This window comes from Chlorogloeopsis fritschii PCC 6912, from assembly GCF_000317285.1.
Lineage (GTDB): Bacteria > Cyanobacteriota > Cyanobacteriia > Cyanobacteriales > Nostocaceae > Chlorogloeopsis > Chlorogloeopsis fritschii.
In genome coordinates this window covers 1-25949 of the sequence record NZ_AJLN01000034.1, presented here as the reverse complement: position 1 = coordinate 25949, position 25949 = coordinate 1, and the positions used below count along the sequence as shown (strand labels likewise).

General features: G+C 39.7%; 19 protein-coding genes, 1 pseudogene and 1 CRISPR repeat array. Of the genes and pseudogenes, 4 read left to right on the top strand and 16 right to left on the bottom strand.

Translation table 11 applies throughout. The features are described 5' to 3' along the window. Positions 1-433 precede the first annotated feature (433 nt). Together UYC_RS35240 and UYC_RS0101985 are read left to right on the top strand one after the other, a co-directional pair. Positions 434-1303: a hypothetical protein gene (locus UYC_RS35240; RefSeq protein WP_016872960.1), complete on the top strand. Its 870-nt coding sequence runs from the start codon at positions 434-436 to the stop codon at positions 1301-1303. A 9-nt stretch (positions 1304-1312) separates the two neighbouring features. Next, positions 1313-2296, top strand: coding sequence for a zinc-dependent alcohol dehydrogenase family protein (locus UYC_RS0101985; RefSeq protein ID WP_016872959.1), 984 nt, complete (start codon positions 1313-1315; stop codon positions 2294-2296). Positions 2297-2550: 254 nt separating this feature from the next. Here the strand turns inward: UYC_RS0101985 and UYC_RS0101980 are convergent, their stop codons facing one another. From UYC_RS0101980 to cas3, 14 genes and pseudogenes are all read right to left on the bottom strand, one after another. Next, positions 2551-3156, bottom strand: a complete 606-nt coding sequence (locus UYC_RS0101980) for a Uma2 family endonuclease (protein WP_016872958.1) — start codon at positions 3154-3156, stop codon at positions 2551-2553. Between the two features lie 28 nt (positions 3157-3184). Further along, a CRISPR array of direct repeats spans positions 3185-4311; the repeat unit is 37 nt; unit sequence GTTTCAATCCCTAATAGGGATTAATTGAAATTTCAAC. A gap of 212 nt (positions 4312-4523) precedes the next feature. Beyond that, a complete protein-coding gene (gene cas2, locus UYC_RS0101975; protein ID WP_016872957.1) occupies positions 4524-4811 on the bottom strand; it encodes a CRISPR-associated endonuclease Cas2 in 288 nt (95 codons plus the stop codon). A 199-nt stretch (positions 4812-5010) separates the two neighbouring features. Then, positions 5011-6015: a type I-D CRISPR-associated endonuclease Cas1d gene (gene cas1d / locus UYC_RS0101970; RefSeq protein ID WP_016872956.1), complete on the bottom strand. Its 1005-nt coding sequence runs from the start codon at positions 6013-6015 to the stop codon at positions 5011-5013. A 40-nt stretch (positions 6016-6055) separates the two neighbouring features. Then, positions 6056-6706 carry a CRISPR-associated protein Cas4 gene (gene cas4 / locus UYC_RS0101965; RefSeq protein ID WP_016872955.1) on the bottom strand — a complete coding sequence of 217 codons (651 nt, stop codon included), beginning with the start codon at positions 6704-6706 and terminating at the stop codon, positions 6056-6058. Continuing rightward, a pseudogene (locus UYC_RS36250) lies at positions 6703-6954 on the bottom strand (four helix bundle protein); the annotation flags it as partial. The gene cas4 and the pseudogene UYC_RS36250, both read right to left, overlap by 4 nt. A 377-nt stretch (positions 6955-7331) precedes the next feature. Further along, entirely contained in the window at positions 7332-8153 is an 822-nt protein-coding gene (gene cas6 / locus UYC_RS0101955) for a CRISPR-associated endoribonuclease Cas6 (RefSeq protein WP_016872953.1), read from the bottom strand. A gap of 129 nt (positions 8154-8282) precedes the next feature. Next, positions 8283-8894, bottom strand: a complete 612-nt coding sequence (locus tag UYC_RS0101950; RefSeq protein ID WP_016872952.1) for a 2OG-Fe(II) oxygenase — start codon at positions 8892-8894, stop codon at positions 8283-8285. A gap of 33 nt (positions 8895-8927) precedes the next feature. Next, on the bottom strand, positions 8928-9635 hold the full coding sequence (gene cas5d, locus UYC_RS0101945; RefSeq protein WP_016872951.1) for a type I-D CRISPR-associated protein Cas5/Csc1: 708 nt from the start codon (positions 9633-9635) through the stop codon (positions 8928-8930). Positions 9636-9640: 5 nt separating this feature from the next. Then, complete coding sequence (gene cas7d / locus UYC_RS0101940) at positions 9641-10669, bottom strand: type I-D CRISPR-associated protein Cas7/Csc2 (RefSeq protein WP_016872950.1); 1029 nt, start codon at positions 10667-10669, stop codon at positions 9641-9643. A 44-nt stretch (positions 10670-10713) separates the two neighbouring features. After that, a complete protein-coding gene (cas10d, locus tag UYC_RS0101935) occupies positions 10714-13953 on the bottom strand; it encodes a type I-D CRISPR-associated protein Cas10d/Csc3 (protein ID WP_016872949.1) in 3240 nt (1079 codons plus the stop codon). After that, positions 13950-14336: a DUF5615 family PIN-like protein gene (locus UYC_RS0101930; RefSeq protein WP_016879221.1), complete on the bottom strand. Its 387-nt coding sequence runs from the start codon at positions 14334-14336 to the stop codon at positions 13950-13952. The genes cas10d and UYC_RS0101930 overlap by 4 nt, the downstream gene beginning before the upstream one ends. After that, a complete protein-coding gene (locus UYC_RS0101925; protein WP_016872947.1) occupies positions 14333-14593 on the bottom strand; it encodes a DUF433 domain-containing protein in 261 nt (86 codons plus the stop codon). The genes UYC_RS0101930 and UYC_RS0101925 overlap by 4 nt, the downstream gene beginning before the upstream one ends. Beyond that, positions 14556-14882 (bottom strand): hypothetical protein, encoded by a 327-nt coding sequence (locus tag UYC_RS0101920; protein WP_235181599.1) that lies wholly within the window; start codon positions 14880-14882, stop codon positions 14556-14558. Before UYC_RS0101920 ends, UYC_RS0101925 begins: the two co-directional genes overlap by 38 nt. Before the next feature lie 6 nt (positions 14883-14888). Further along, positions 14889-17027: a type I-D CRISPR-associated helicase Cas3' gene (cas3, locus tag UYC_RS0101915; RefSeq protein WP_016872945.1), complete on the bottom strand. Its 2139-nt coding sequence runs from the start codon at positions 17025-17027 to the stop codon at positions 14889-14891. Between the two features lie 274 nt (positions 17028-17301). Between cas3 and UYC_RS0101905 the strand changes: the two genes are divergently transcribed. Then, the gene (locus tag UYC_RS0101905; RefSeq protein WP_016872943.1) at positions 17302-18156 is read left to right on the top strand and encodes a helix-turn-helix transcriptional regulator; all 855 of its coding nucleotides are present in this window, start codon (positions 17302-17304) and stop codon (positions 18154-18156) included. Positions 18157-18270: 114 nt separating this feature from the next. Continuing rightward, positions 18271-18717 (top strand): hypothetical protein, encoded by a 447-nt coding sequence (locus UYC_RS0101900; RefSeq protein WP_016872942.1) that lies wholly within the window; start codon positions 18271-18273, stop codon positions 18715-18717. A 119-nt stretch (positions 18718-18836) separates the two neighbouring features. Here the strand turns inward: UYC_RS0101900 and UYC_RS0101895 are convergent, their stop codons facing one another. Then, positions 18837-22220: an Hsp70 family protein gene (locus tag UYC_RS0101895; RefSeq protein WP_016872941.1), complete on the bottom strand. Its 3384-nt coding sequence runs from the start codon at positions 22218-22220 to the stop codon at positions 18837-18839. A 194-nt stretch (positions 22221-22414) separates the two neighbouring features. Next, a complete protein-coding gene (locus UYC_RS0101890; RefSeq protein ID WP_016872940.1) occupies positions 22415-24982 on the bottom strand; it encodes a dynamin family protein in 2568 nt (855 codons plus the stop codon). Positions 24983-25949 lie beyond the last annotated feature (967 nt).

The window sequence follows — 25949 nt, the reverse complement described above, 5'->3', positions numbered from 1 at the left end:
ATTGCCCGTAAGTCAAAATTAGGTTTTGAGCCAAATCTCAGCAATGCCCACCTTAAAAAAACTGTATCCATAGTTTAAAAACAACATTCTCGACTTCTTAAAAAAGTCGGGTTTCTATGTGTTTTAAAAGTGCTGTTACCTTTATCACTGCCCAGTATTTTCCCAAAGTTCTTAACTTGATATCTTGTACGCCTATGCAAAAGCCCGGAGGCGAAGCCTCCAAACCCTCGTTACCAGGTTCAACCTGGTAACGAGAATGCTGGCTCACCACTGCACTAGCTCTCCTACAGTTTAAGGTTTACTTTATAAATCATCTTTAAGCCGTTTAATATTGGTCAGATCTAATCTTCCTTTTATCAAGCAGCTAAAGTTTATGATGAGACTATAGCTAAGTATACATTAGAAACTAAAATCAGTTTATTCACAGCTATCAATGAAAAACAACGACGAAACAAATCCTCAGTTAGATTTAAACAATTTAGAAAAAATGAAAGTTCCACCAGTTTCTCAGAAAACAGGACTTATACCAAGGTCAATTGGTAGAACTATTAATAGAATTACAGCTGATTTTTCTCCACAGGCAGAAGAGCAATTTATTAAAAATTTTCAATTTTCTAGCAATCGAAGCAGAATTGCCTTGAGATTTTTACTCATGCTTGTGATTGTACCGCTTTTAACTCAGGAATTTTCTAAGCAATTTTTGTTTATTCCTGTTGTCAAGCAGCTCAGAAGTGAAACTACACCTAAAATTTTTCTGAATTCGGAGATGGAAGAAGAAGCTCTGCGAGAGTTGAAATTTTTTGAGGGAAAACTGAAATTTGAACAGATAATTCGCAAATCTCCCCCTCTATCTCCACAAGTTATAGAAGAAAAACTTCAGCGTAAAGCTAATGATATAGCACAAGCATATTGGGAAAAAAGTAATATTGCCATCAGTAATATTTTTGCTGATATTCTCTCACTAATTGCTTTTGCATTAGTAGTAGTTACTAACAAAGAATCCATTGAAGTTGTTAAATCATTTATAGATGAAATTATCTACGGTCTGAGCGATAGTGCTAAAGCTTTCTTAATTATTTTATTTACAGATATATTTGTAGGATTTCACTCGCCCCACGGCTGGGAGATTATTTTAGAAGGATTGGCAGAACATCTTGGATTACCAGCAAATAGAGAAGCAATATTTTTATTTATCGCTACATTTCCTGTGATTTTAGACACTATATTTAAATATTGGATTTTCCGCTATCTCAGTCGGTTGTCACCTTCTGCATTAGCTACATTAAAAGAAATGGACGAGTAATAATTGCTTATGCGTGCAATGCTTTTAGAAGCACCGCGTCAACCCCTGCGGCTAGTTGATTTGCCTGTACCAAAACCCAATCCAGAGCAGGTGTTGATTCGCATTCATGCTTGTGCTGTGTGTCGTACAGATTTGCATATTGTAGATGGAGAACTGACACATCCAAAACTACCTTTAATACTTGGACATCAAATTGTAGGTACTGTAGAGGCAGTGGGGGAACGAGTAAAAAATTTTAACGTAGGAAAACGCGTTGGTGTTCCTTGGTTAGGTCATACTTGCGATCGCTGCCGCTACTGTCTTTCTCATCGTGAGAACCTTTGCGACTATGCCGAGTTTACAGGTTATCACCTCGATGGCGGCTATGCAGAGTACACCGTTGCTGACTATCGCTATTGCTTTGAAATTCCAGCAGGTTATCCTGATATGCAGGCTGCACCCTTGTTGTGTGGTGGATTGATTGGCTATCGCGCCTACAGAATGACTGGTGATACTGAAAAAATTGGCTTTTATGGCTTTGGTTCATCTGCCCACATTTTAATTCAACTAGCGCGTTATCAAGGGCGTCAAGTCTTTGCCTTCACCCGTTCTGGCGACACTCAAGGACAAGAATTTGCCCGTCATTTAGGTGCAAATTGGGCAGGTGATTCTGACGAACTGCCCCCAGAACCATTGGATGCGGCGATTATTTTTGCACCAGTTGGGAAATTAGTACCTGCGGCGTTGCGTGCGGTTGCTAAAGGTGGGGTGGTGGTTTGTGCTGGCATTCACATGAGCGACATTCCCTCTTTTCCCTATGAAATTTTATGGGAAGAAAGGGTGTTGCGCTCTGTTGCTAACTTGACTCGCCAAGATGGAGAAGAATTTTTAACATTAGCACCTCAAGTTCCCATTCGTACAGAGGTAAATCTCTTTGGGTTAAGTGAAGCTAATGAGGCTTTAGATGCTCTGCGTAGTGGCAAAATTGAGGGTTCGGCAGTGTTGTTTACTTAGGATTTAAGAAGGCAGATGGCAAGAGGCAGGAAGGAAGTTAAGTAGTAGCGTGGCTAGACTAAAATGATGCAATAAATTGTTTTGTGGTGCGGACATCTTGTCCGCACGGGCGGGCTAGAAGCCCACCCCACAAGATTTTTCTAATGTACCAATTTAGCTGTATCAGTCCACTACCTGGCTACCTGGGGTGACGGCCTTAAAATCTTAAAATAGTGTCGTAACCATTCTTCACACTAGCGTTATTTGTCCTGTTTTCAAATAGGCATAATATCTTCAAGTTTAAGCTGTAAATTTGGCAAAAGATAAGAGCGAATAGTATTTTTTAAACGATATTGTTGCTGCTGGTACTGTCCGTTAACTAACTGACAGATAGTAATGGTAGGTTGTTTTGGATTGCCAATAAATTGCAAACTATCCAAACCACGCAAGTCTACAATCCAATATTCTGGAATGTTAAGAAAAGCGTATTCTTCCACCTTTCTTGCGTAATCATCTTGCCAATTTGTACTCACAACTTCAGCAACAAGCTTGATTGTACTGCCGTTACATATAATAGGTTCTTTTTGCCAGAGTGGTTCTTTACTAAGTTCTGCTTGATCTAAAACAATGACATCAGGGCGCAACGCTGTGGCTTCCGCAGCCGGCGGTTTGAGCAGGCAAGTTTTTGGAATTAGCCAATTGAAATTAGAACTAAAAATTTCGACATAGATTCTACCTGCAATACTACCAGCTACAGCTTCATGAGGGCCTGTAGGTTCCATGTCTCTGAGTTCTCCGTCAATTAGTTCATAACGTGTATTGTCACCATATTGGGCAATAAATTCTTGGAAAGTTAGTATTTTGGGTGGAGTGTAAGTCATGTGTATTTGAGTGTAGGAAATAGAATGTGTTTTAATCTCTAATAGGGATTAATTGAAATTTCAACGAGAATGGTTCGCCTCTATCCACCACTCTTGGGTGTTTCAATCCCTAATAGGGATTAATTGAAATTTCAACCCATCAATGGCGGTGCTTCCACTGGAGATACAAAAGTTTCAATCCCTAATAGGGATTAATTGAAATTTCAACTCAATTGGCTGGCAGTGCCGATAGCAGCTATCCAATTCAGTTGTTTCAATCCCTAATAGGGATTAATTGAAATTTCAACCTCAAAAATGAGGTGATGAATTTCGCTGCTTCACTTGTTTCAATCCCTAATAGGGATTAATTGAAATTTCAACTGAAGCGAAAGGCTTGATTAAATTTCACCCAGTACCCGTTTCAATCCCTAATAGGGATTAATTGAAATTTCAACGTTCGTTTCTTACTGTTGCAGTGCTTTTAGTTTTGTTTCAATCCCTAATAGGGATTAATTGAAATTTCAACATCGCTACCAAGGCTGACGGTAAAGCTGATAAAGCGTTTCAATCCCTAATAGGGATTAATTGAAATTTCAACTTTTTACCTTCAACGAAGCGCTTGGCGCTTACATCTTGCGTTTCAATCCCTAATAGGGATTAATTGAAATTTCAACGTTCCCCAAAGCGCCCGATGCTCAATTAAATCCGCGTTTCAATCCCTAATAGGGATTAATTGAAATTTCAACTATGGTACCAACGCTGACTTAATATTTATAGATCGGGTTTCAATCCCTAATAGGGATTAATTGAAATTTCAACTTCTTCAAAAGCTTGCCAGCCTATCATTGTGTTTCAATCCCTAATAGGGATTAATTGAAATTTCAACGTTCGCCTTCATCAAGGCTCGCAACTGCGCTCGTAGTTTCAATCCCTAATAGGGATTAATTGAAATTTCAACGGTATTGCAGCTACTACTATGGCAGTTGGAACTATGTTTCAATCCCTAATAGGGATTAATTGAAATTTCAACATAAAACGATGTCCGATAACTGGTACGTTTGGGATGTTTCAATCCCTAATAGGGATTAATTGAAATTTCAACCTTACAGGCTATTATGCGATATACCTGGATGCCAAAGGTTTCAATCCCTAATAGGGATTAATTGAAATTTCAACAGCGGTAGCCCGAAAGTCAATCAATATTAGGTTTTCAAGGTTCATTTGCGCGGATGGAGAAATCATAGCATAAGAATTTTGGATTGAGTAGGGTGTAAATGGCTGAAACCTAGTCTAGGCAAGGAGCGCGGATGGCTGGTCAGTAAATATTCCTCTAAAACTTTGTGCAGTAAGAAATTCAGCTATTTTTCCCTGAACTGATTTTTCAACACCTACCCATCCGCGCATTCAGCAAAGAAAATACTATCATCGCGGGGTTGTTCACCACCGATACGTTCAACCTTACCAAAACAGCAGGCGCACATAAAGTAAAAGCGAATACTATCAGTATCAGGTTTAATTAACTTGTTGAGGCGCGATCGCAATTTTGCATATTGAGTATCGGTAAGCTGGCACTCAAAGACGCTATACTGCACCCACTGCCCATACGACTTGAGAACTTTGTGGATTTTTGTACGGCGCTTGTCTTCTGAAATATCATAAGACACAACAACATTCATTAATATTTTTCACCTTCACTACATCACTGTGGAAATAACTTGATTGGGTATTGGGTGTCAGTTATCAGTTATCAGTTTCCCTTCTCTGTTCCCTGTCTCCTGTTCCCTAGTCCCTATTTATCCCTTCTGCCTTCTGCCACGCCAGTCGCCCCAAGTCGGGGAACCCGCCCACGGCGCTGGCTCCTCTGCCTCCTGCCTTCTACTTCAAAACCAAAGGCGGATATTTCTCGGTTTCCCCCATCAAGTATTTCGCCAGTAGCCGCGCTTGCAGTTCAAAAGCTTCTTGGTAAGTACATTTGCGTCCCATTACTGGATGCTTGAACTCAGATTGCTTTTTCTGTGCGTACAAGCGCAAAAATGTTTTTCGCCCTTCTGGAGTCAGGGAAACAGCACCGCTCAATGGTTCTGTTACAAAATCTGTAGGTGTCAAAAGCCCCTTATTTAGTACAGATAAAACCACTGCATCTACTACGAGAGGACGAAACTCTTCCATCACATCCAATGCTAGTGATGGTCTACCGTAGCGATCGCAGTGCAAGTATCCTAAATATGGATCAAAGCCGACAATATTAATAGCACCTTGAACGTCATGCCGCAATAAGGAATAGCCAAAGCTGAGTAAGGAATTAACTGGATCGGTTGGTGGGCGGCGGATACGGCTGTTAAAAGTAAATTCTTTAGCTCGAATGAGTTGGTTGAAGCAGCCAAAATAAGCTGCACTACCCGCACCTTCTAAACCGCGAAGCGAATTAATACTTTGAGTTGTGTCAATGGGTGCAATTGCTTGTTCTATGCGCGTGACATTTTCTGATAAATCTAAATCTGGACATTCACGCTGACGGCGGATAAGGCTGTTTCGATAGTTTTTCAGTTTACCGCGTACAAATGCTTGAACTACGTGAATAGCTTGGGCTGACTCACCAGCTGCTTGCCATTGTGCCTTACGTACAAAAATGTTTTTGGTTACTTCTGGTTCTAATCGTCCCAAATAACGACCATTTTCTGTGAGAAAAGTCAGAGGGATGTGGCGCTCAAGTAGTTCAGAAATTGTCGCAGGTGAAATCGTAGCACGTCCTAAAACTACAACACCATCTACTTTAATTAACGGTACGTCTAAAATTGTCTTTTTATCAAATTTGACGTTGAGACGTTCATCAACTTTGCCGATAAAAGCATCTTCTTGAGTAATGTAAACTGTGCCCATAATTGCAACAAAATCAGTTATCAGTTATCAAAATTTCAAATTAGCTGGCTTCTTGATAGCGCCCTAGTTTCTCAGCAGCTTGGGGCAAACATGATGAGTAAAGACTGCATCCATCACAGCGTTTGCTTTTGACAGGTTTTGGCATTGCACCTGTAAATAGCAGTGTTTGAACGGCTTCAATGGTAGCGATCGCACTTTGACGCAGTTCATCAGTAAGTTCTACTAACTGGCGTTGGTGCGAGTGTGCGTAGTAGATATAGCCACTGCTAACACTTTGCCCTGTCATTTCTTCCAAACACAACGCTTGAGCGCAGACTTGTAGTTCATCGTTATCCCATTCGCCTTTACGTCCCCGTTTATATTCGACTGGATACCATTCGCCCTTTTCGGCTTCGATTAAATCCGCTTTACCGATAAGTTTATATTGTTCAGACTTCAACCAAATTGCCCTTATTTGCCAGGTTTCTTCTCGATTTCCTTCTCCAACTGTATGGACGCGATCGTGTAAACTTGTACCTTCAATTGTGTATTGGTTATCAATAAATTCTCCTGCACAAAACATTCGCCAGCAGCGGTGCGGGCAATAGGCATATTGGTTTAATGCTGCAATGGGAATGTAGTCAGCTAAGGTTACAGGGAACAGGTGACAGGGGACAGAAGAGATTGAATTTATTGGGTTTTGATTTTTCATTGTGTACTTAAGATTTTATTACGGAGTGAAGTAAGCATTTTGCTGATTTGTGTGATGAGAGATAAAGTTAATTCTGCTTGTGGTTGAGTTACATAATTTAATCTCACAGCCAGCATTAAAAAAGTTTCTGTCTCCATAAGTGAACCTTTCGCTATAGCCAAAAAGTAGGCATAGTCCTTATTTGTTCCTCGTGCGTGTCCTTCTGCAATATTTGCTAGTACTGATGCTGCTGCTTTCGTAATTTGTGAAGTTAATCGATAAGTTTATGTGTGTGGAAATAAGGTAGTTATTTGATAGATTTTAACTACCATATCCATTGCTTTTTGCCACACAATTAAATCTCGATGTGATTCAATTTTCATATATAAAGTAGATGAGAATTGGATAGGTTATAGCCATCAAAATGTTTCCTGTTTTCTGTTTGTGAACAGTTTCACAAATAATTTAAGATTGCTATACAAGTAGTATTCCCTTCTATCTATTACCTCTAACCTATCCCCTGTCCCCTGTCCCCTATCCCCTGTTCCCTATCCCCTGTTCCCTATCCCCTGTCCCCTATCCCCTGTTCCCTATCCCCTGTTCCCTATCCCCTGTTCCCTATCCCCTGTCCCCTGTCCCCTGTCCCCTATCCTCTCCTCACCATTCCCATACCCATTGTTGTTTTCCGTCCCACTCCTGCATACAAAGCAAAGTCAGCTAAAGCATTAATTTGCTTAATTACTAGCGGTTCAACATCACCTAAAATTCGATAGCTAATTTCACCCACGCAACCTATAAATTTACTGTCATAGTTGCTAATAATTTCTGTATTAATGTTAAAAAAGCTGGGATAAATTGATTCAAAAGAAATGTTGGTAAATTCAATCCCACTATATTTATTCCAACGGCTAAGAAGACTGTTGAAAACACATTCTTTGCTGGGAAGAGCAGTATCGTATCCACCTTGACGAAAGGCTACTGGGGTAGCAAAGGCCAAGTTAAGAGTGCGATCGCTCTGGGATGCTTGCTCATATAATTGAGCGTAAGTACAAGCATTTGCCCAAGGTTGCGTTGATTGCGGCGTACCTTGAATGCTAGTAATGTATAAATTTGCCGAACCCAAATGCCAAGGGTGCTTAGGGTTGAGATTTAGCCACAGTGAAGTTAGCTTGCTAAACAAAGTGTCATCGAGTAGGGAGATGCGCCACCAGCAGGAAGTACCTGCGAGGATAGGTTTTTGATGTTCCCATTGCAATGTCTGAATTTTTTTCCTATCCTGTTCCCTCAATACTTGCAAAGGCGAAAGGGTGAATGCTTTATCGGCTTTTGAAGAGTGCAGGTAATCTCCCAAAGTTGGATCGACAGAACTAACGAGGGTGAGAAAAAGGGCGTGGAAATGTCTGCCACTGAGAAATTCAGGGTAGATGGGAGATTGGGGAGTGAGGTTGAGGATGAGGCTATGGGGCATATTTTAAAAGTCAAAAGTTAAAAGTCAAAAGTTAAAAACTTATACCAATTCTCTAAAATTCGGCAACAGATTCAAATCTTGAAACCTAGATACAATCTGAATTTCTTAATTGCGAATTGCGAATTGGTATTACTTGCGTTTTTTTGTTGCATACTGAGCAACTCTTGATTCGACAGTAAATTCTGGTATTTCCGCAAGTTCAGCTTCGCTCAAACTATACTGTTCACAAACCAAGCTCAGACGATTTCCTGGGGTTTTGACAGCGTTGACAGAATGGGTTAAATCACCCTGAAAGTGCAGTAAAGTATTCACTTGAGGCTTAATTTGCCCCAATTGACGTTTGTGCGATCGCAGTACTAGTTCTCCTCCCTCCATATCTGGTGGTACGCGAACATAGAGAACACTAACTACAGCAGGCGGTTCAATGGTTTTGCAGTATGATCGCAAAGAGCGATCAATATGCGGATCAACGCGGGAGCCTTCTTTAAGCAGTAAAGGATTGAGGTAAAAAGCATTACAATTTGCCTGGAGAGCCAAGTCTAGATAAGGCTTGAAGTAGGGAAACTGCTGTACTACTTGTGGAAGATGCGATCGCACAAACACTACAGAAAATCCCTTAGTGCCAACAAAATCGCGGTTGAGGTTGTTGATAGTAAAGTAAGGACAAGCCTGGATTTCTCCCCATAAGTCGTTGAGGTAATTGCTGGGGAAGGCGTTGGGTTGTAGTTGGTATTGTTTCACGGGGGTGTGGGAGGAGCGATCGCCTGATAGTGATTAACTGCGAAAACGATATTCCATTTGCGCTGGAATTTTCAAGTCTTTAATACTATCAAATTGGTAGTATTTTCCTTGCATTTTTACATTTTGGATGAGGCTAACTGGAGGCATATTTACCACGTCGTAACTTATAACCCGATTGGTAAATATCACATCCAAAGGATTTAAGGGATGATGACAAGTAAATACATTTTCTTGGATTTTAGGTGATGGCAATTGTTCAACCGTCACTTCAGCTTTGCTCATCCATTTTCCCAATCGAATCCATTTTGGTAGTTTAAGTTGCTTTTGAGCAATCACAAAAAATTCAAATTGACTTTCCGGCGCAATTTCTTTTGCTCTACCAAAGCTAGGAATATTCTTTTGGGTTTTCTCCATCTCAACGTGATAGTTGTTGTTGGCATACTTCCAGGTATTGAGAATGGCAGAATGATTAAGCGATCGCGCCGGAGTAACGTAAATAGCCTGTTGATTAAGCCGCGTTAAATGTTCTTCATATTTAGGAACTTGTTCAGGGCAAAAGTAGCGATAGGAATGTTCTTCAGGGACAGTTGTGGAATATTTTTCACTATCAACTAATCCTAGTGCATAACAGAGGGCATAATTGTGAATTATTGGTTCTGTTTCATACAATCGCCCTATTTCACGAGTTGCGTAATAGAGGCTGTCATGTAGTTCTAATTGACAGCGGTAAATTAGCACCATATTGCCTACTCCATTGCAGCACTAGCTTTCTTACTACCTTTGGCATCTTTCTTAGCTTCTTTTTTACCTGACTTAAGAACCCATGTCTGAGCATAAGCCGTTGATTCTGTATTTGCTTGATTCAACAGTGCTTGTAATCGATTTTCATCACTGGTGATGGATTTCACTTCATTCAAAAGTTGTGTGAAGGATGCACCAACAAAATCAGTATGGGAAATACACTCTTGAGACATGAGAGTAGTAATTGCTTGTGTAGCAGCCTCTAAAACATCGTTTTCATTAAGCGGATCGGGAGGATTAATTTGTTTTTTCTCCTGCATTACGTCATATATTTTTTGTGTCCAAAGTAGATTACTGACAATCTCACCGTCAGCAAAAATTACTCCTATTAACTCATTACGTACCCTACCAGTACGGGTAGTCTGCGCTCCATAATGGCGTGTCCTGAGAATATTATTGAAAACATAGAGAAATCCTGCTTCAGTCGGATCTTTCAGCGTCACAATGCTGGGGAAAAAGACTTGAGGTAGAATATGGTCTTGACTATTAATACGGCTAGTTACTTCCCCTTGGCGGCTCATTGTGCCATTTTCAAAGGGTGCATTGAGGGTAAAGCTGAGGTGAGAATCATCAAATGGTGTAATAGAGTAGGCTGTGTCTACAACTACTTTTGATTTCTCAGAACCAGAATCACCTATAGCAAAACCGTAAAGAATACAATCAGGCGTAGTTTTGCTGAAATCTACATTGTAGTCGCAATTTTCCCATTCACCAATTTTATAATTACGTAGCAGTTCTCTTCCTGTCAAACGTTCTGGAGTTGACTGCTTGCGCTTAAACATTGCCAAGCGACTAATCGGTTCTTTGTGTTCAATACCAGCACGCACTCTTGCTTTATTGAGTTCACCATCTGTCTGAAATAAAGGGTAAGATTCTGTCACGCGAATAGTGATGAAATGAACATATTTGCCCATTGGTTTAGCGGGGATTGCTTCGTGAAAAAACTTAGAATCGATGGTGTTCAGAAATTTCATGATTTAATTACTCCTATTTATGATTGTTGAAAAAAGAGAATAACTTAGACTGTTACTTCAATCTCTAATTCAGGAATTTCATCAGGCTCATCTTGTGGACGTGCTTTACGTTCTTCATCATCTGCAAGGCGATAAAGATACTCACAGGTATCTCGAATTAGGTTGAGTTGAGTACCTGCTAAACGTGCGCAATCGCCTTTGAAACTTCCCTCAAAAATTTCCTTGACAAAATATCTAGAAAATTCATAGACTGCTTGACGTTCTTCTTCTGAAGTTAAAGCAGGTTTCCACTTACCATCTACTAAAGTTAGTGTGGGTTTTCCTTCAGCAGCTCTACGCCGTACATTATTCATCAGCTTTGCTAAACGAGCCGCCACTACATCTGTTAAAGCATCAGCATCACTAGCTACAGCTTTATCAATTTTCAAAATGACATCAGCAGCTTCATCAATTGGTTTGAGAATTGCATTTGCTTTTGCATATTGTCTTTTTGCTCGATAAAAACGACGGTAGAGTTCTGTTAACTTACGCAGTTGATTCACGTTTTCTCCTTCTGGTTCAAAATAGTAGTAAAAATCTAAGTATAGGCGAACTTTTGCAATAGACACAGAATCGATTTTGTCTTGTTTTCGCAGCCATTTATTGAGGTAATGAAATACATAAAGAGGACTGGTTTCTAAATCCCGTGCTAAATCTGCTAATTTTCCCCAATCTGGATCGCCATCTTTTTTGCGGTTTGCTTCTAAGTGGATGGAGTAAGCAGCAGTGAGAGCATTTAAAGGTGAAAACGCTCTTGATTGCCGAGGTAAGATACTATCTAAGCGATAATTATCTTGTTTAATAAGAGAACGAATTGCTTGATGTTCACCATCAATTACAGTTGTTTCTTCAAAATCAGCGCCACTAATAAAAGGTGGTATGGGTGATTCTGACGCTACAACTTTCACATCCATAACAAGCGGTAATGCTAATGCTAACCAAGCTGGCATTACCCACGATTCTATTTCTACAACTTTAGCTTTACCATTGTCATATCTGACTTCTGGTGGTATACCAATAAAGAAGAATGTCAGAGTTCCATCTTCTGGATAATTCATTTTAAAAGTACGATCGTTTTGAGATGAAATATCCTGTTTAATTAATAAATCATCGACTCTTTGATAGTTTTCGATTTCTAAGTTTGCAACTTGCTCTTTAGAAATAAAGTGTTTGCGTAGTTCTGAATCAAATCGAGATTGAGAGATATAATTGTAAGCCTTATGTATAAACTTGTTAGTTTCAGGAGTGAAGAAATAAGCAGGATATAGATAGAGGTATCTAAATTTTCGGTTCTCAAAATCTCCACCAGTCTCATCTGTCTTACTCATCATAATTTGTCGCAACATAATTTCTATTGACCAAATTGAGCATATCTGTCGTTTTGCTGCTTGAGTATTGAACAAGATTTGACGGTTACTGTAAACCTGAGGAGCAAATAAAGTTGCTGTTTCTTTTTGTTCAGTTACAGTATAAGAAGAGCTGGAAATAGAACAAACATTCTCCCTACCTCTACCAGTATTTTTAGCAGCATTATATCTATTGATTTCCATTAAAAATTGCTCTGGTTTTGGTTTAACAATTGCACCTATTGGTAAGGAAATAACTTGATTTACGTAAGTGCGTAAATCACGCCAATTGTCATTTGTATCTGGTTGAAGTCTCAAATTTAGTTTTTCTGATAAAGATTGAGCTAATTCTTCTATTAAATAACGTTCTTCATCAGGAGAAATGCCAAGTTTTGTTTCATAAAAACGACTAGCTATGTAAAAATAGCGATATATAGTGCCACCAGAATCAGAAAATGCTCCAAAATCTTCAATTAAATGACTTAAACCAAGATGTTCGAGAACTTCTGAGGCTAAATTCCCATCTTTATCAATTGCAATAGATGATATTAATGCTAGAAGTTTTCCTAGCCTATCAACTTTGCCATCAAATACTAAGTTCTCAAAATTCACCGATTTAGGAGCTTGGCTTCTATTTTGCTTGTCTACTAGAGTCTCCCCAAGATTATCAAGTTTTTGACTCCATTTAAAAACAGCTTTTGGTGCTATTCTTGCAACTATTTCTTGTGGCGTAAATAATAAGCTGATATAGGGAGCTAATTTAATTCTCCTTTTCATATCATCTCTATTAACACCTATAAGCCTTGATTCGATTTGTCCCTTACATAACTGATAAATTTTCTCTACAACCTGGTTGGCAATATCACCAGTATTAATTGCAGGCGCATCGCTACTGGCAAGGTATACTACACCATCCGGCAAATATAATAACTGTGTGTAGTATTGCTGAGGATGTACATCCATCAAAGCATTATTAATAATATTTGTAAGAACGCCACGATTATCTGATAAAGCATGGTAGGTAAACTTTAATTGCCCATTGCTTAAATCGTTTAATAACTCAGGTAGTTTCTCATTTCTGCCATCACTTTCTACATCACGAGGATGTTTTATTAATGAAGCAAATAAATCAGACATTTTCAATAATCTGTGCAGAATATTCCGCACTCGACCATCTAAACGCGGTTGTAAACCACGAATTTCTAAACCTCGATCAGCATCACTTCCATCACCAGCATTGCTACTCAACCAAACAATATCATCTATATAATTTTCCCAATCCTCACCCAAAAAACTATCTAAACTAAAATCTTGAATTTTTTGTTTAACATAGCCGCGTCTTAAATTGGGCGCATCTGATTTTTTTGCAGGATTTTTACGCCAATCACGATTTGTAAACACACCATTCGTGTCATTATCTTCTAGCCAAATCGGATAGTCAGGAAATTTTTCAAAGTCATGTAGAATATACGCAGCTACAAATAAACGAGTTTCTTTTTCTCCACATTGACGCTTGACAGGATTAGTTTCTAATTCTGCTGACTTTAATTTCTTAATAATTCGGTATGTAGGAAATAATCCATTAAGCAGGTGAGATAATAAGGATTGGTCATGCTTACTACGTTCAACATTTTTACCTTCGGCTCTACGGTCTTCTGTAAATTGACCACCCTTAGCCGTTGCTCCTACTAATTTATGAATTAGTTGAGGTAATATATTATCAGCAAAACTAAGAAGTATGGAATCTTCCTTATTTTCTTGTACTTCTTTAATTGCTTTTTTGAAGAGGCTAATAGTTAAAAGTTCTTTCTGAACAGGAGTATCTTTATTTTCTTCATCATCATAGTTATCTAGGTCTGGAATTTCTGGATATTTGTCAAAGTTATTTTCATCATTCATTTGTCTTCGTCCTTCACTTCAATATCTTGGTATTCTTGAATATTGCCTTGTCTAACAATCCATAGTTTTCCAGTTACATCTGCTGCTTCAAGTCCAGCAATTAGAGTTTCTGTAACTGCACGATAATCTTCAAAAACAGGGCTGGGTGGTAAACGAACCACTATAATTCCTCTATATTTAGAAGGTTGATATTTAAGACGATTTCCAAACCCTCTATCTGTAGTTACTAGACATCTAGCTTCACTCCGACAGATATCAATTAATTCCTCATCAGAGGTAGAAACTAAACCTTGTTCTCTTACTGTTGCAACATCATGTCCTGCAAGTCTCAATAAGGTAGCTACTCGCAAACTACCCATATTCTCATCAAGTTTAATATTCACTTTTTTGTTTCCTTTTGCACTCCAATAGGGATTTCTACATAGTTATCTCTTGCCATTTCTGCACCATATGCAATACAAGCGAGAATATCTTCTCGTTCCAAGCCTGGATATTCTTCCAAAATTGTCTCAATTGTTTCTCCACCTGCAAGAAGGTCGAGAATTAAAGCAACCGATATACGATGACCTTTGATACAGGGTTTACCGAAACAAATATTTGGGTCAATGGAAATTCGGGTAAGTAAATCGGTTTTGGTCATTGCTGCTTCTCCAAATCTGTCGTAATTCTTCTAAACGAATCCATTGGTTGTCTTTCTTTACTTCAATGTACTTCCAACCATTAGCTGCACCACCATTAAACTTTGCTGCTAGGGGACTTGGTTTATCAAAATCTTCGCCGTTGTGGATAATAGTTCCTGTAGGGGAGATTTCTAAACCATCAATATAGTCACGATGTAATTTTTTTGCCACTCCCCGCTTTAGTTTGACTCGTACAGATATTTCCTTCCTGGTGATACCTTCTGATTTCGGGCAAAACCCTTTCTCCACAACTTTCTAACAAATCCAGCCTTCATCTTTTTTCGGCTTGCGAAACCAAAGTAAGGTTTCCAACATCAGTGCAGATTTACTAAAGGCTATGGTGTACGGTGGTGACTTTTTCTCATCGCTGCTATGTTTATCTACTAGAGAGTATGCTTGAAAGTGGATAGGTAAACCTAACTTGGCTCTTAGGTAAGCGCGATCGCAATCTGAAATAAAGCAGACTAAACCCCTACCTGACACAGCATCGTTGATTCTATTAATCCCGCTACCGTGGGGTTGGCGAATTTCTAAACCTTTTAGAACCTGGACTTTACCAGATTTAGCAATGTCGCTGATATCTTCGGGGTAGTAAAATCGCCAGTCTTCTCTTACTTCCCGGTAGCCGATCAATTTCAAACAACATAAAGCTTCCTGAAAGCGAGTGGTTGTAACTTTAGATTTCTCAGCTTGCTGTATAAATTCCTTTCTATCCATCCATTCAAACTTAAAGTTGCTGAGAATACCCGGTAAGTTATAAGTTTTAAAACGTTCATTGTCTGGTTCTTCTAGATTTGTCTCATCGTAAATTGCACAATCTAACTGGCTGCTTCCCCGAAAACTCCGTGCTTCATCAATAACTTTTTTTTTCTTTTCTTCTAAACATTGATTTATTTGATGATACTTGTGCCAAATGTTGACATCAAGTGCTGCTTCAATAGCCTCTTTGAAGTTTTTTTCAGCATCGGGATATTGATGATTCAGCCGTCTTAATTCCTGATGAACACAAGCTGATTGAATAGCACCCCAGCGTTTTGGATATTGGTTAAATTGATTTACAAATGGGTAAATTGCAGGAGAACGAATGGCTTGTGTAAAGGTTACTCGGTCATAAATTTCACCGTCTTGCAAAGGGTGCGAATCAATTTCAAATAATCTTTGCACAATAAACTTAGGAATTAAAGCATAAGCATGATAAGGATGAGGGTGAAAATCTTTATGTCTACCTATCCTACCAAAGCGTTGAATAAAATTACCTGAGTCTGTACCTTCAAATACCAAAAAATTTATTCTAAAATCTACGCCAACATCAATAGTGGATGTTCCTAAAAGTAAGTCTGCTTCTACCACTGATGCAGCTTTTTCAGTCTCACCTGTTAAACCTGTATTTTCTCGAACCTTTAATCCTAAAGGCTCAAAAATCTCCTTAAAATGCTGGGCTAGTTTCTTAACCGCAGCTATTGAATTGAGAATAATTGCACCTTTACTACCTGGATAGTCTTGAAAAAACTTTAAAATTACTGATTCAGAATTTTTTATTAGCCAATCATAACTAGATGCAAGATTAGGTTCTAGTGATTGCGGAAAAAATAACGCGATCGGCTGACTAATTTGCCGCCATTGATTACCACTTTCTGAAAAACAGTATTTCTGTTCTTTGGCAGGATTAATTTCTTTATATCTAATACCAGATTTTTCAAAAAATTTTATTAATAACTCATCTGGCGTTGCAGATAAAAACAGAAATTTTTTACCTGGAACAGTATTCTTAATTAATAAGATTGCATTGAAGATACTAGCAACTTGAGCAGAAGAAAATACATGAAATTCATCAAATATAAATAAATTGTAATTATCATCTATTTTACTGAATAGTTTATTAGCATTTTCTCCTTTTGTTTTACCGTCTTTTTTAAACCGCCTCAGATAGCGAAAATCGTGGATATAGTAGAAAATATCGGGATTAGTCAACAAAATTTCTGCTTGGTTAGAAAGATTAGTTAATCCAGATTGTTTACTTGGCAGTTGGTTAGTTTCGATAAAATCTTCCAGAATAGCTGCATTCAGCCGATAAATCTGTGGGTTTTTGTCTGGTTGGAATTCGTCCTTATATTTTTGTACTTGCTTTTCCTGATCTCTGGCTAACTCGTTAGTTGGGTAAGTTGCCATCGTGGATACACCATCTGTCATTGCCCCAAGAAATGCAGCCAAACTTTTACCATCGCCAGTCATGGCGGTGTTGAACACTACATCAATACTTGGATCGCGAAACGCCTCTAAAGTTTCTCTTTGATGCCAAGAAAGCGACCAATTATTCGGTAATTTCACTCCTTTAGGGGTAGCTACAGTTTCTGAATAGACGGGTTTCAGATATATGCTGTAATTTTCGGACATATACTCAACGATGCTCCTGGATGGAGAGTTAAAAGAATTTCTGCCACCATTGGTGGCAGTTTTTATTTATGTGCTAAATACGACTAGTCTAATTTCTGCAACCAATGGTTACAGTTTTTTATATGAATGTAAAAATCTTTCGTTAATTTCTCGCATTAATGATGCGATTTGTTTGCTTTGCTGAAATAGTGTCCGTAATTAGTTGTTAAAAACTATATTGGCACGCAAAATAGGGGTTGACAAGATATATCAATATAAAAGTGTCCGTGTAAAAATGAGTCGAAAAGGTCAATCAATTACACTCTCGATATCAGAACGCGACAAAGCCGAACTAGAAGCGATCGCTCTTGAATTCGGTATGATGTGGGGCGATCGCCCGAATATCTCTAAGCTTGTAGAAGCGATCGCTCGTCGTCAGTTCATACTCGGTCATAATAATAATTGGTCAGAAGCAAGGATAAGAGCATTACATCGATGTATCTCTGCTTTGACAGACATCGGACAAATTGAACAAGCTCAAATTATTGCAAACTTGCTCTTAGAACGCAGCGAATTATCATTACCACTGCGAGGTGAAATAGAACGTTTTTTGGAGAACTCACCCCCAGCTTGGCGTTTGGATATTGATCGTTATATCAAACGAGAGCAACCTTTTCAGCTTTCCTATCAAGATGCTACCGGGCGTATATGGAATTTTACGGTTCGCTATGCCAAAGTATCACCGCACGAAAAGCGTCAATATCTTGATTGCTGGTGTGAAGAGACAGAAGGAAATTTCGACGTGGAAGAACTCCATCATAACTGGAATTTGCGTTTAGATCGCATACAGGATGCGGCTATCATGCCTATTTCTGGTAAGTGGCGATCGCGATTGGATGAAATGGATGTAGAAATGCACCTATTAGGCAACTTAGCTTTTGCTTACCAAGCCAAACCAGAAGACAAGACAAGTGAATGGATACCAGAAAAACAACGTGTGCGGCGAGTTATTAGAGGCGTTTCGAGTACCTTTTGGTTTATCCGCGAAGTTATGCAGTATGCGCCAGATTGCGTAGTGGTGTCACCCGATTCAGTGCGCGATCGCATCAAGCAAAAACTTCGCAATCTATGCAATTCATACCAGATGTAACAAGCGATCGCACAAAACAAATTACCCTTCACCTTCGCCGCGACTAGTTCATGATCCAAAGTCTCAGGAGTTCGCTAAACTTTAACCAACAGGAGAATAGAGATGATCTAAACAATGACTCAAAGAATAGTCTTATCTCGATTTATCTTGGCGTTTATTGCAGGTGTAATTTCCGTGCTGGTATTTCACCAGGGAATGCTGGCACTGCTACATACAATAAATTTTACGTCCCGTTCTCCCTATCCAATGACACCGACAGCTCCTTTTGGTATCCCGCAAGTCTTTTCTAGTGCTTTGTGGGGTGGAGTTTGGGGTTTAGTTTGGGCAGCTATTGCACCTAGTTTTCGCCGGAAAAATTACTGGATAGCAGCTTTACTTTTTGGTGCTTTAGCACCGACACTAGTTGCCTGGTTTGTCGTTGCACCCCTCAAAAGTCAACCTCTAGCAGGGGGTTGGCAACCAGCAGGAATGGTGACAGGTTTATTAGTCAATGGTGCTTGGGGTTTCGGAACTGCTTTGCTTTTGAGCTTGTTTGCTCGCAGACAGGCATTCAGCAGATAAGTTGTTGTTTTGGCGATCGCTGGTAGAAAGTTGATGTGCATGATGTGCAATCGTGCGATCGCACCAACAAATCAGCTTTCACTATAGCGATCGCTTACGGGAATGGTGCAACTGTGCAATCAATGCAATCCACAAAACGGATCGCGTTCTGTCTCAACATTATTTGATTGTGCTTGCAATGAGTCTCGAAAAACACAACCTTCTTGTTTGAGGCATTCAGGATTTAGTGATGTCCAATAAGGTACTTCAAAGGCATGAACTCGTAATAAACCTTGCTCGTTAACAGAGGCATAATATTTGCAAGGATATTCGGTTTTGACTTCTGGTTGTGGTAATTCGCCAATTAATTCCCATTTATTCGATTCTGGGTTGCGAAATTGGAAGTAAAAACTATGTTTGCCACTGGCAGGAAATGGAGGCAACTCTGCAATTAAACCCATGCTTTGTTGTATGCCGCCATCGCTATTGCGAAAAACTCGCAAATCTTTACCATAATCTGTTTCGGCAGCAAATACTAAAGTGTGAGCATCGGTTTTGAGGGCGCTGGCAGATTCGGCAACATTAACTGCAATATCGCATATTACCCTACCATCACTGGAAATCAATGCTGGTACACCAATAGCTTTTGCGGCATCGAGGTAAGGAATATTTCTAGAAATGAGGTAATAAGGATTACCCCGACAAAGTAATAAGTCTATGTCTAATTTTTGATTAATTTCAAACTGAACTTGAATGGAGTTCTTAAAATCTTCCTCATTTATGCCTAGCTTTTTCATTAAGGCATCACCGTTGTAGCTACCCCAAAGCTGGAGTTTCATATTCTCAAAGTCTTGACGTCTGATGTTATTAGTTAATTGCATTCCCAACCAGCGACTGCGAAACTTTGCCATCGCATCTTCGGCTTGGAGTTGATATAGTTCTTGCCCGGCATGAAAAATTGGATCGGGGCTACCGCCAATTACTTCTCGTACAAAGGAGCAAGGAAGAAAATAAAATAGGTTTTTGACATCTATATATAATTGGTTGGCTCCTTTACGTAGCAATTCCTTGGCTTGTTGGGGAGCGAAACTTAATTGTCGGAGTTTTTCAGCAAAACAAGCTCCTGCTGAGGTTGCTAACTTAGTATATTCGGGTTCAAAGGTAACGCGTTCTTCGTTCCAAACAAAATAATCAGACTTGCTAAATACTCGGTAAAGTTCGCGTTCAACTAATTCTAAATTGCAAGTTTTGCCAGAGAGAATTAACCAATCTACTGTTTCTGATTGGTTTTTTAAGGCATTTTCGATTAATCCTTGGGCAATACCGATGGCTTCACGTACAACGGGTGCCACTGCTTTTTCAAATTGTTCGACTGTGAGTGTGACGCTGAGGCTATCAATTGCACTGCTGGGCAAGTAAATGTCATGTTGTGCCAGCAGTTCTGAAATTTTTTGCCCATCTAGGATAAATACCGATGCATCTGATGTATTGTGTTTTTGTCCGAGTGTAATTTTGGCAGCTTCAGCATATTCCCACAAACTGTAAAAAGTTTGGGCGCGAGATGGTGCGTTCTTCCAACGGGTGGGCAAAACTTTTTCCGCATCATTTAAAGCTTCTTTGTAAGCTTCTCCTTCGCGGATTTCGTTATCTACACAAGCTAACAGCGAACCTTTTTGAAATTTACCGTTCTCAAGAAAGCGATCGCTCAATTCTTCTGGCTGTACTTTTAATACATCTTTGGGCAAAATATCTTCTGCAATTGCACTCAACAAACAATCGGCGATCGCTGCCTTCAACAACAGAAACAATCGCAGTGTAATCAACTCGCCACCCAACTGCAAATGACCAGAAGAACCTAACAGTTTTGGCGTAAGTTTATAGTAGCGTCCGCCATCACCTCTATCTTCACCAGGCTCGAAGGGGTTGATTTCTTCTAAGGCAAGGCGAATCAGTGCCAAGTCAGTAGTTCCACCGCCAATATCTAACACCAAGACATTTTGCCACCATCTGTCTCCATCTTGTCGGCAGCGAGTTTTAAAAGACTCAATTCCCAAGTTCAAGTCACCGCCAAATTCTCGCCACAAAAAGAATATCGCCACCGAGACAGCTTCATCGTAAGCCATCTGCACATCTTCAATATCTAATTGTTTTACCAATTGCTCGATTTCTCGGCGCACAAATGGCGAAGCTATTGTTGGATAAGTTACAACCGCTCGATAAAATTTACCTTGGGAACATTTGAGCGATCGCTGGCGGTATTCTTCTGTTAAATTCATCAATTGGGCATAAGCTGCTTGCAGGAGCTTATTCACAGGAACATTATCTTCTTTGCCATTGAGAGTAATTGGAAAAGAACGTTCTTGCCCAAAATAGCGCTTCGGTGAATGCAAGAACCTACCGCCAATTTCCTCTCCTAGTCTGATAGTATCGAGTCGATGCTGTTTTGCTTGTTCGCCCAAGCTAACTTTAACTTTGGCTGGATCGTCTGTTGGTAAAGTTGGTTCGAGACTAATAACTTCTAACTCACTCGGAATTTCACTCAAACGGCGAGTTTTATCCAATTCTACTGGTATTAAACTTTGCCACTCTAGAGCGGGAACGCGAAAAACTTCGTGATAAATTTGGTTTAAACGCCTGCTGGCGGCACGACGAAACCAAGGCAGACGCTTGCTGAGGGCAATTTCTATCTGCCGGATTGCTTCTAAAAAATTCTCGCCGTGTAAATTACGTAAATTTACAGTATTATCTTGCAAATTTTTACTTACTTCTGCCAAAAATCTTTGCCACTCCTGCACCCAAGCCTCGCGAGTCACACCAGGCACATCATCGACAGGGCGCTGAGTTATCCATGCCGAGAGGCGATCGCGTAACTTTAATTCTTGTTCGCCAGGCAGACTATGGGGCGTAACAATCACTTTGGGATCGTAAAGCGTAACTGTAGAGTTGGAAGTACCAAAATCAATGGCAAACCAGCCGGGATAGGTGATTTCTGACTTTTTATTTTCTGGTGCTAATTCCGTTTCTGGCGGTGGTGGAGATGCTGTACTTTTAAGTGGGTTTAAGACTGAATCTGTAAACTCTGTAAAAGTCATTAGTGGTTCTTTAATGGAATAATCTTTAATTGGATAAGTCCAGATATTACATTCCGCAAGAGTACGTTTGCTGCTAGACAAATTTGGTTGATCCATTTCGTCTGAGTCAAAATAGTCTACAGTTACCTGTAAAGTGCAGTTAACACCTGGTGGTAAAGGTTGGTTCCAACGACAATCACTTTGCCGCAATCTTTGGGGTGTAGAAAGTTTTAATAGTCTATTAGTACCAAAGTCTACACTTTTATATGCTGTTTGCATCTGTGCCGCCAAGTCTTTTGGCAAACCACTTACAGAGATATTAATTCGAGAGATATAGGGTAAGTTGAGACTGGGAATTGGTTTGATTTCAATTGCTGGCAACAGCAACAGTGATGGATCGTTTTGATGAGTACGCAGTTGATAGCGATTAAAAAGTTCAATTTTGACGGGCATTTTAAATTAGCCTCAAATTCTAATTACAGTCCTAAATTTATTTAACGTAGACGCGCCTTCTTCGGCTTGCCGCAGGCTACCACAAAGTGCACAAAGGACACGAAGAAGAAATACAAAATAACTGCTTCTCTTAATTATTCTTTGCGTACTTTGTGTTCTTTGTGGTTTATTTTTTAATTACAAAGACACAAAGATTAAACTTCCCCTGGATCAGAAATAGTCGCAACTTGAGAGAGTGTCTTTAGCCAAGTAGGGGTAGAGCCTGAGTTACGTTCTTCAGCGGCGGCAATATATCGCAGTAAAGGTTCGTGTTTGGATTTCAACAGTTCTTGGAGACTGTCTACAATTTCCTTCAGCGCTCTCGAAAAGGATTGTTTGACCTGTTTCGTTAACTGACTCACGTATTGCACGAGGTGTAAGCTAGCAGTGGCTGTAATTTCATCGCGCAATCGCAAAACAGCAATTTGATGATTAAATGGTCTAGGGGGAACTGGAGATTTTTTCTCAGGACTCCAATCAAAAATTTGACCGTTTGGATGTCTGTCATCTTTGCGTGCTAGGGGAAATAAGGCATCGGCGTTAATGGAAACTGTACTGCCTGCTAGCCCGCTGTGTTCGATAATCAATTTTTGCCATTTATTGGCTGGCTCAATTGCCCGCAAAAGGTTGCGAAAGAGGCGGAGTTGGTTTTTACCAAAGTTTTCCTGAATATACTGTTCCATCTCTGGCAGTATCATTGCATTAACTGTGGTGCGATCGCTCGCCACTTCTAATGACAATTTGCTAAACAGATCTGTGACTGCCTCTTTTGTGCGCTCGTGGGCAAAAACTTGCATTTCCTGAACTGTTTGCACAAATGCCGGATAAAAATCGTCGCTTTTGGTGGGGATGGAGTCTTCTATCTCTTCGTCGTCAAAAAAACTTTCACTTTTGCTGAGGGCGATCGTGCCATTTTTGGTTCTATCAAAGAGTAATGTCCACTCACTCCAATCAAAGAATATTTTACTAGTTAGTTCGTCTTTAACCACATCGCTCACAGCTATGCCGTTGCGGTTGTTTAAAATGGGCTGTCTTTCTAAATCTGCTTGAAATTGTCTGTAGATAGTGACTAAATTTTCAATTGTTTCTCGTAAGTTGAGAAAAGCAGGGTTTTCTTGAACAGGAATGTATGATGGAATTTCTTCTAAGAGGGTTTTGAGGTAATTCTGTTGTTTGCGTAAAGCCTCCACAGCCCTTTTGGTATCTTCCACAAGTTGTTTCATGCCATGCTGGGCGACATGATCTCTGAGTAGTGATCGCAACCGACTCATGCCCCCATCTTCAACATAGTCGCTAAGTTGTTTGTGCAAGGTGCTAGAAGTAGGAAGCATTTTACTTAATTGCTCCCATTTCTCTCGCAGTTCTATTTCCTGAAATTTGTTGGGCAGATCTAGTTCGGGTAAAAATTCTGGGGAGGAAACTTGCACCAGTGAAGATAGTTCGGCAAGTTTCGTTAACCCGTAAAGTTGCGATAACAGAACAATATTTTTTTTCTCTGTTGTTAAGTTGCTGGCACTGGCAATGGTAAGTTGAAGAATGCCTAATCGTTCTAAGACTGCTTCTTCTGAAAGTAACGGCTCATCTACAAGTTCATCAATCGCTCGTTCGTCACTTAAAGTCAGAGGCAGTTGATTGAAACGTCCAACACCAACAATAATTCTATCTCTTAAATCTTGTCCCTTATCTCGTTCCAGCATAGTACGAATTTTAGAAGCGATCGCTCCACCGGGATATCTGCCATTGAGTAGTAACAAGATAGTTTGTACATCTGCTAGTTCTCGCAACGATAAAAAAGCATCTCGCACGCCAGAATCCGCAGAACCCAATCCCGGAAAGTCTAAAAGTACAAACTCATTTGTTCCTTGCAACCCAGATAAATCCCAGACTTGCTTTGCTACCTCAACCGTGACATCAATCCGCCGAATCAAAGAAAAACTCTTCTGCAAATCTATAGCTGTGGGCTGGGTAAAACTTTCCCAAGGTATGGGAGGGGGCGGTAGTTGTGCAAAGTTGAGTTCTAAAATATTCATGGGTGGTTCAGCTAGTCTCAGCCCTTTCTTAGCTGTAGTATGGTCAATCTGATAGCTTTTACCACAAATTTCTTTACCGTAGGCGCTATAAGTACGCACAAATCCAACTAGTTCTCGTAGTAATGAGCGTAATTCTAAACTTTGCGTTTGATTCCAGACTTGCTCACACCATTTCAGGATACCGTTACTATCCACAGCCGTTGTCGGGTGCAAATTTTGCAGAGACGCAATTTCTATTGAAGGTATATCTGCTGCTTTTGCTCGTACTTCGGCTTCCTTGAGCATAAAGCGCAGACACTCTTTCACCCCTTCATGGGATAAATACTCCACCGTAAACTTACTAATTTGCGTCGTCTGTAAGTTTGGTTGTTGACGCAGGTGAATCGCCGTAACGTTACCTGTAGTCGGAGTTTCACTCACTGGCAAAGCATCGGCATAGCCAATTAAACTGCCAAGTAGCAAAGTTTTGCCACTGCTAAATTCTCCCATGATCCCAATTTTCACGGGTGAGGAGGCAAGTTCTACTACCCTGCGGGCTGACTGTCGCAGATAGTGAATGTTTTCATTAATACTAGCGGGAATCCAACTTTCTTGGGGAGGTGGATTCTGTGACACTAGTTCTAAGCTTTGCAGGATAGATTCCCCATACTCTTGATAGCGGCGTAATTGTTCTATTCCAATGTCGTTTTTCATACTAAATAATTAGATAAAATTTCAGATAAATTATCATTTTTTTTGCGCTTTTGACACCTCAAATCTAGAACAATATACTCGTAAATTATGGATTTACAGTATTAGCCACTGTTATAACCTGTTTTTCAATCAAAGAAGTTTAGCAATTTATTTTTGAGCGATCGCAACGTATAAGACAAATTTGCATAAGTTCTTAATAAATTGAAGATTACACCAGGCAACACAGTGTATAGGTAAGTCTAAGCAAGCTTTTCAATTACTCTGTACAGTTTTTGCTAAAATCGTAGAATTTAAAAAAAAATATTTTCATTTTCCAGAAAAATTTATACTCACTATGATAAGTATTCAACGCGCTGATGCAGCTTAAATTAAACTCGAATGCTATTGAGCAAGAGATTAGCTAAATCAGAAAAAGTATAAAATTTACGTTATTTTTCATTCTCTCGTTGTGTGGTTTAATCACATGGACGTCTTGCACCAGCTCCAACAACCTGGAGACAAAGACTCAAAACCCTTGTTTGCAACAGCCACCAGGCAGCAGATCACCACCCTTGTTACTAGGTGCAAGCTGGTAACAAGAACAAGAGCCTCTGGCTCTTGTTGATCTTGGTGCAAGTTATGAGTTATGAAACTCTCACTCAAGCACTAAAGCGTCTTTTTATTTCCAAACAAAATATGCGATAATATTAAAAATATTTCTCATTTATTCCCAGGTAAAATTAACTTGGGATTAGCTTTACTACTTAAATTTTTTGATATAAATTTTACTTTCCTTTCAGCAATATTAACTATGACTATCTCCATCTCCAGCCCAACCTTCTACGAGTTACTGTATGAGGAGACGGTAGACAGTTCCCAACATCCAGATCCCGATGATAAGTTGGATGTGATGTACAATTTCCCAAAGCTAATAGGGCAGGGCTACTGGCGGGAAATCGAACTGCGTCCTGGTTTGGAGTTGGTTATT

Coding starts and splice junctions, on each gene's coding strand:
- cas10d (WP_016872949.1), bottom strand. CDS start 13,953: ATGAATGATGAAAATAACTTTGACAAATATCCAGAAATTCCAGACCTA.
- UYC_RS0101905 (WP_016872943.1), top strand. CDS start 17,302: ATGAGTCGAAAAGGTCAATCAATTACACTCTCGATATCAGAACGCGAC.
- cas4 (WP_016872955.1), bottom strand. CDS start 6,706: ATGAAAAATCAAAACCCAATAAATTCAATCTCTTCTGTCCCCTGTCAC.
- UYC_RS0101890 (WP_016872940.1), bottom strand. CDS start 24,982: ATGAAAAACGACATTGGAATAGAACAATTACGCCGCTATCAAGAGTAT.
- UYC_RS0101900 (WP_016872942.1), top strand. CDS start 18,271: ATGACTCAAAGAATAGTCTTATCTCGATTTATCTTGGCGTTTATTGCA.
- UYC_RS0101925 (WP_016872947.1), bottom strand. CDS start 14,593: ATGACCAAAACCGATTTACTTACCCGAATTTCCATTGACCCAAATATT.
- UYC_RS35240 (WP_016872960.1), top strand. CDS start 434: ATGAAAAACAACGACGAAACAAATCCTCAGTTAGATTTAAACAATTTA.
- UYC_RS0101985 (WP_016872959.1), top strand. CDS start 1,313: ATGCGTGCAATGCTTTTAGAAGCACCGCGTCAACCCCTGCGGCTAGTT.
- cas7d (WP_016872950.1), bottom strand. CDS start 10,669: ATGAAATTTCTGAACACCATCGATTCTAAGTTTTTTCACGAAGCAATC.
- cas6 (WP_016872953.1), bottom strand. CDS start 8,153: ATGCCCCATAGCCTCATCCTCAACCTCACTCCCCAATCTCCCATCTAC.
- cas5d (WP_016872951.1), bottom strand. CDS start 9,635: ATGGTGCTAATTTACCGCTGTCAATTAGAACTACATGACAGCCTCTAT.
- cas1d (WP_016872956.1), bottom strand. CDS start 6,015: ATGGGCACAGTTTACATTACTCAAGAAGATGCTTTTATCGGCAAAGTT.
- UYC_RS0101980 (WP_016872958.1), bottom strand. CDS start 3,156: ATGACTTACACTCCACCCAAAATACTAACTTTCCAAGAATTTATTGCC.
- UYC_RS0101895 (WP_016872941.1), bottom strand. CDS start 22,220: ATGCCCGTCAAAATTGAACTTTTTAATCGCTATCAACTGCGTACTCAT.
- cas3 (WP_016872945.1), bottom strand. CDS start 17,027: ATGTCCGAAAATTACAGCATATATCTGAAACCCGTCTATTCAGAAACT.
- cas2 (WP_016872957.1), bottom strand. CDS start 4,811: ATGAATGTTGTTGTGTCTTATGATATTTCAGAAGACAAGCGCCGTACA.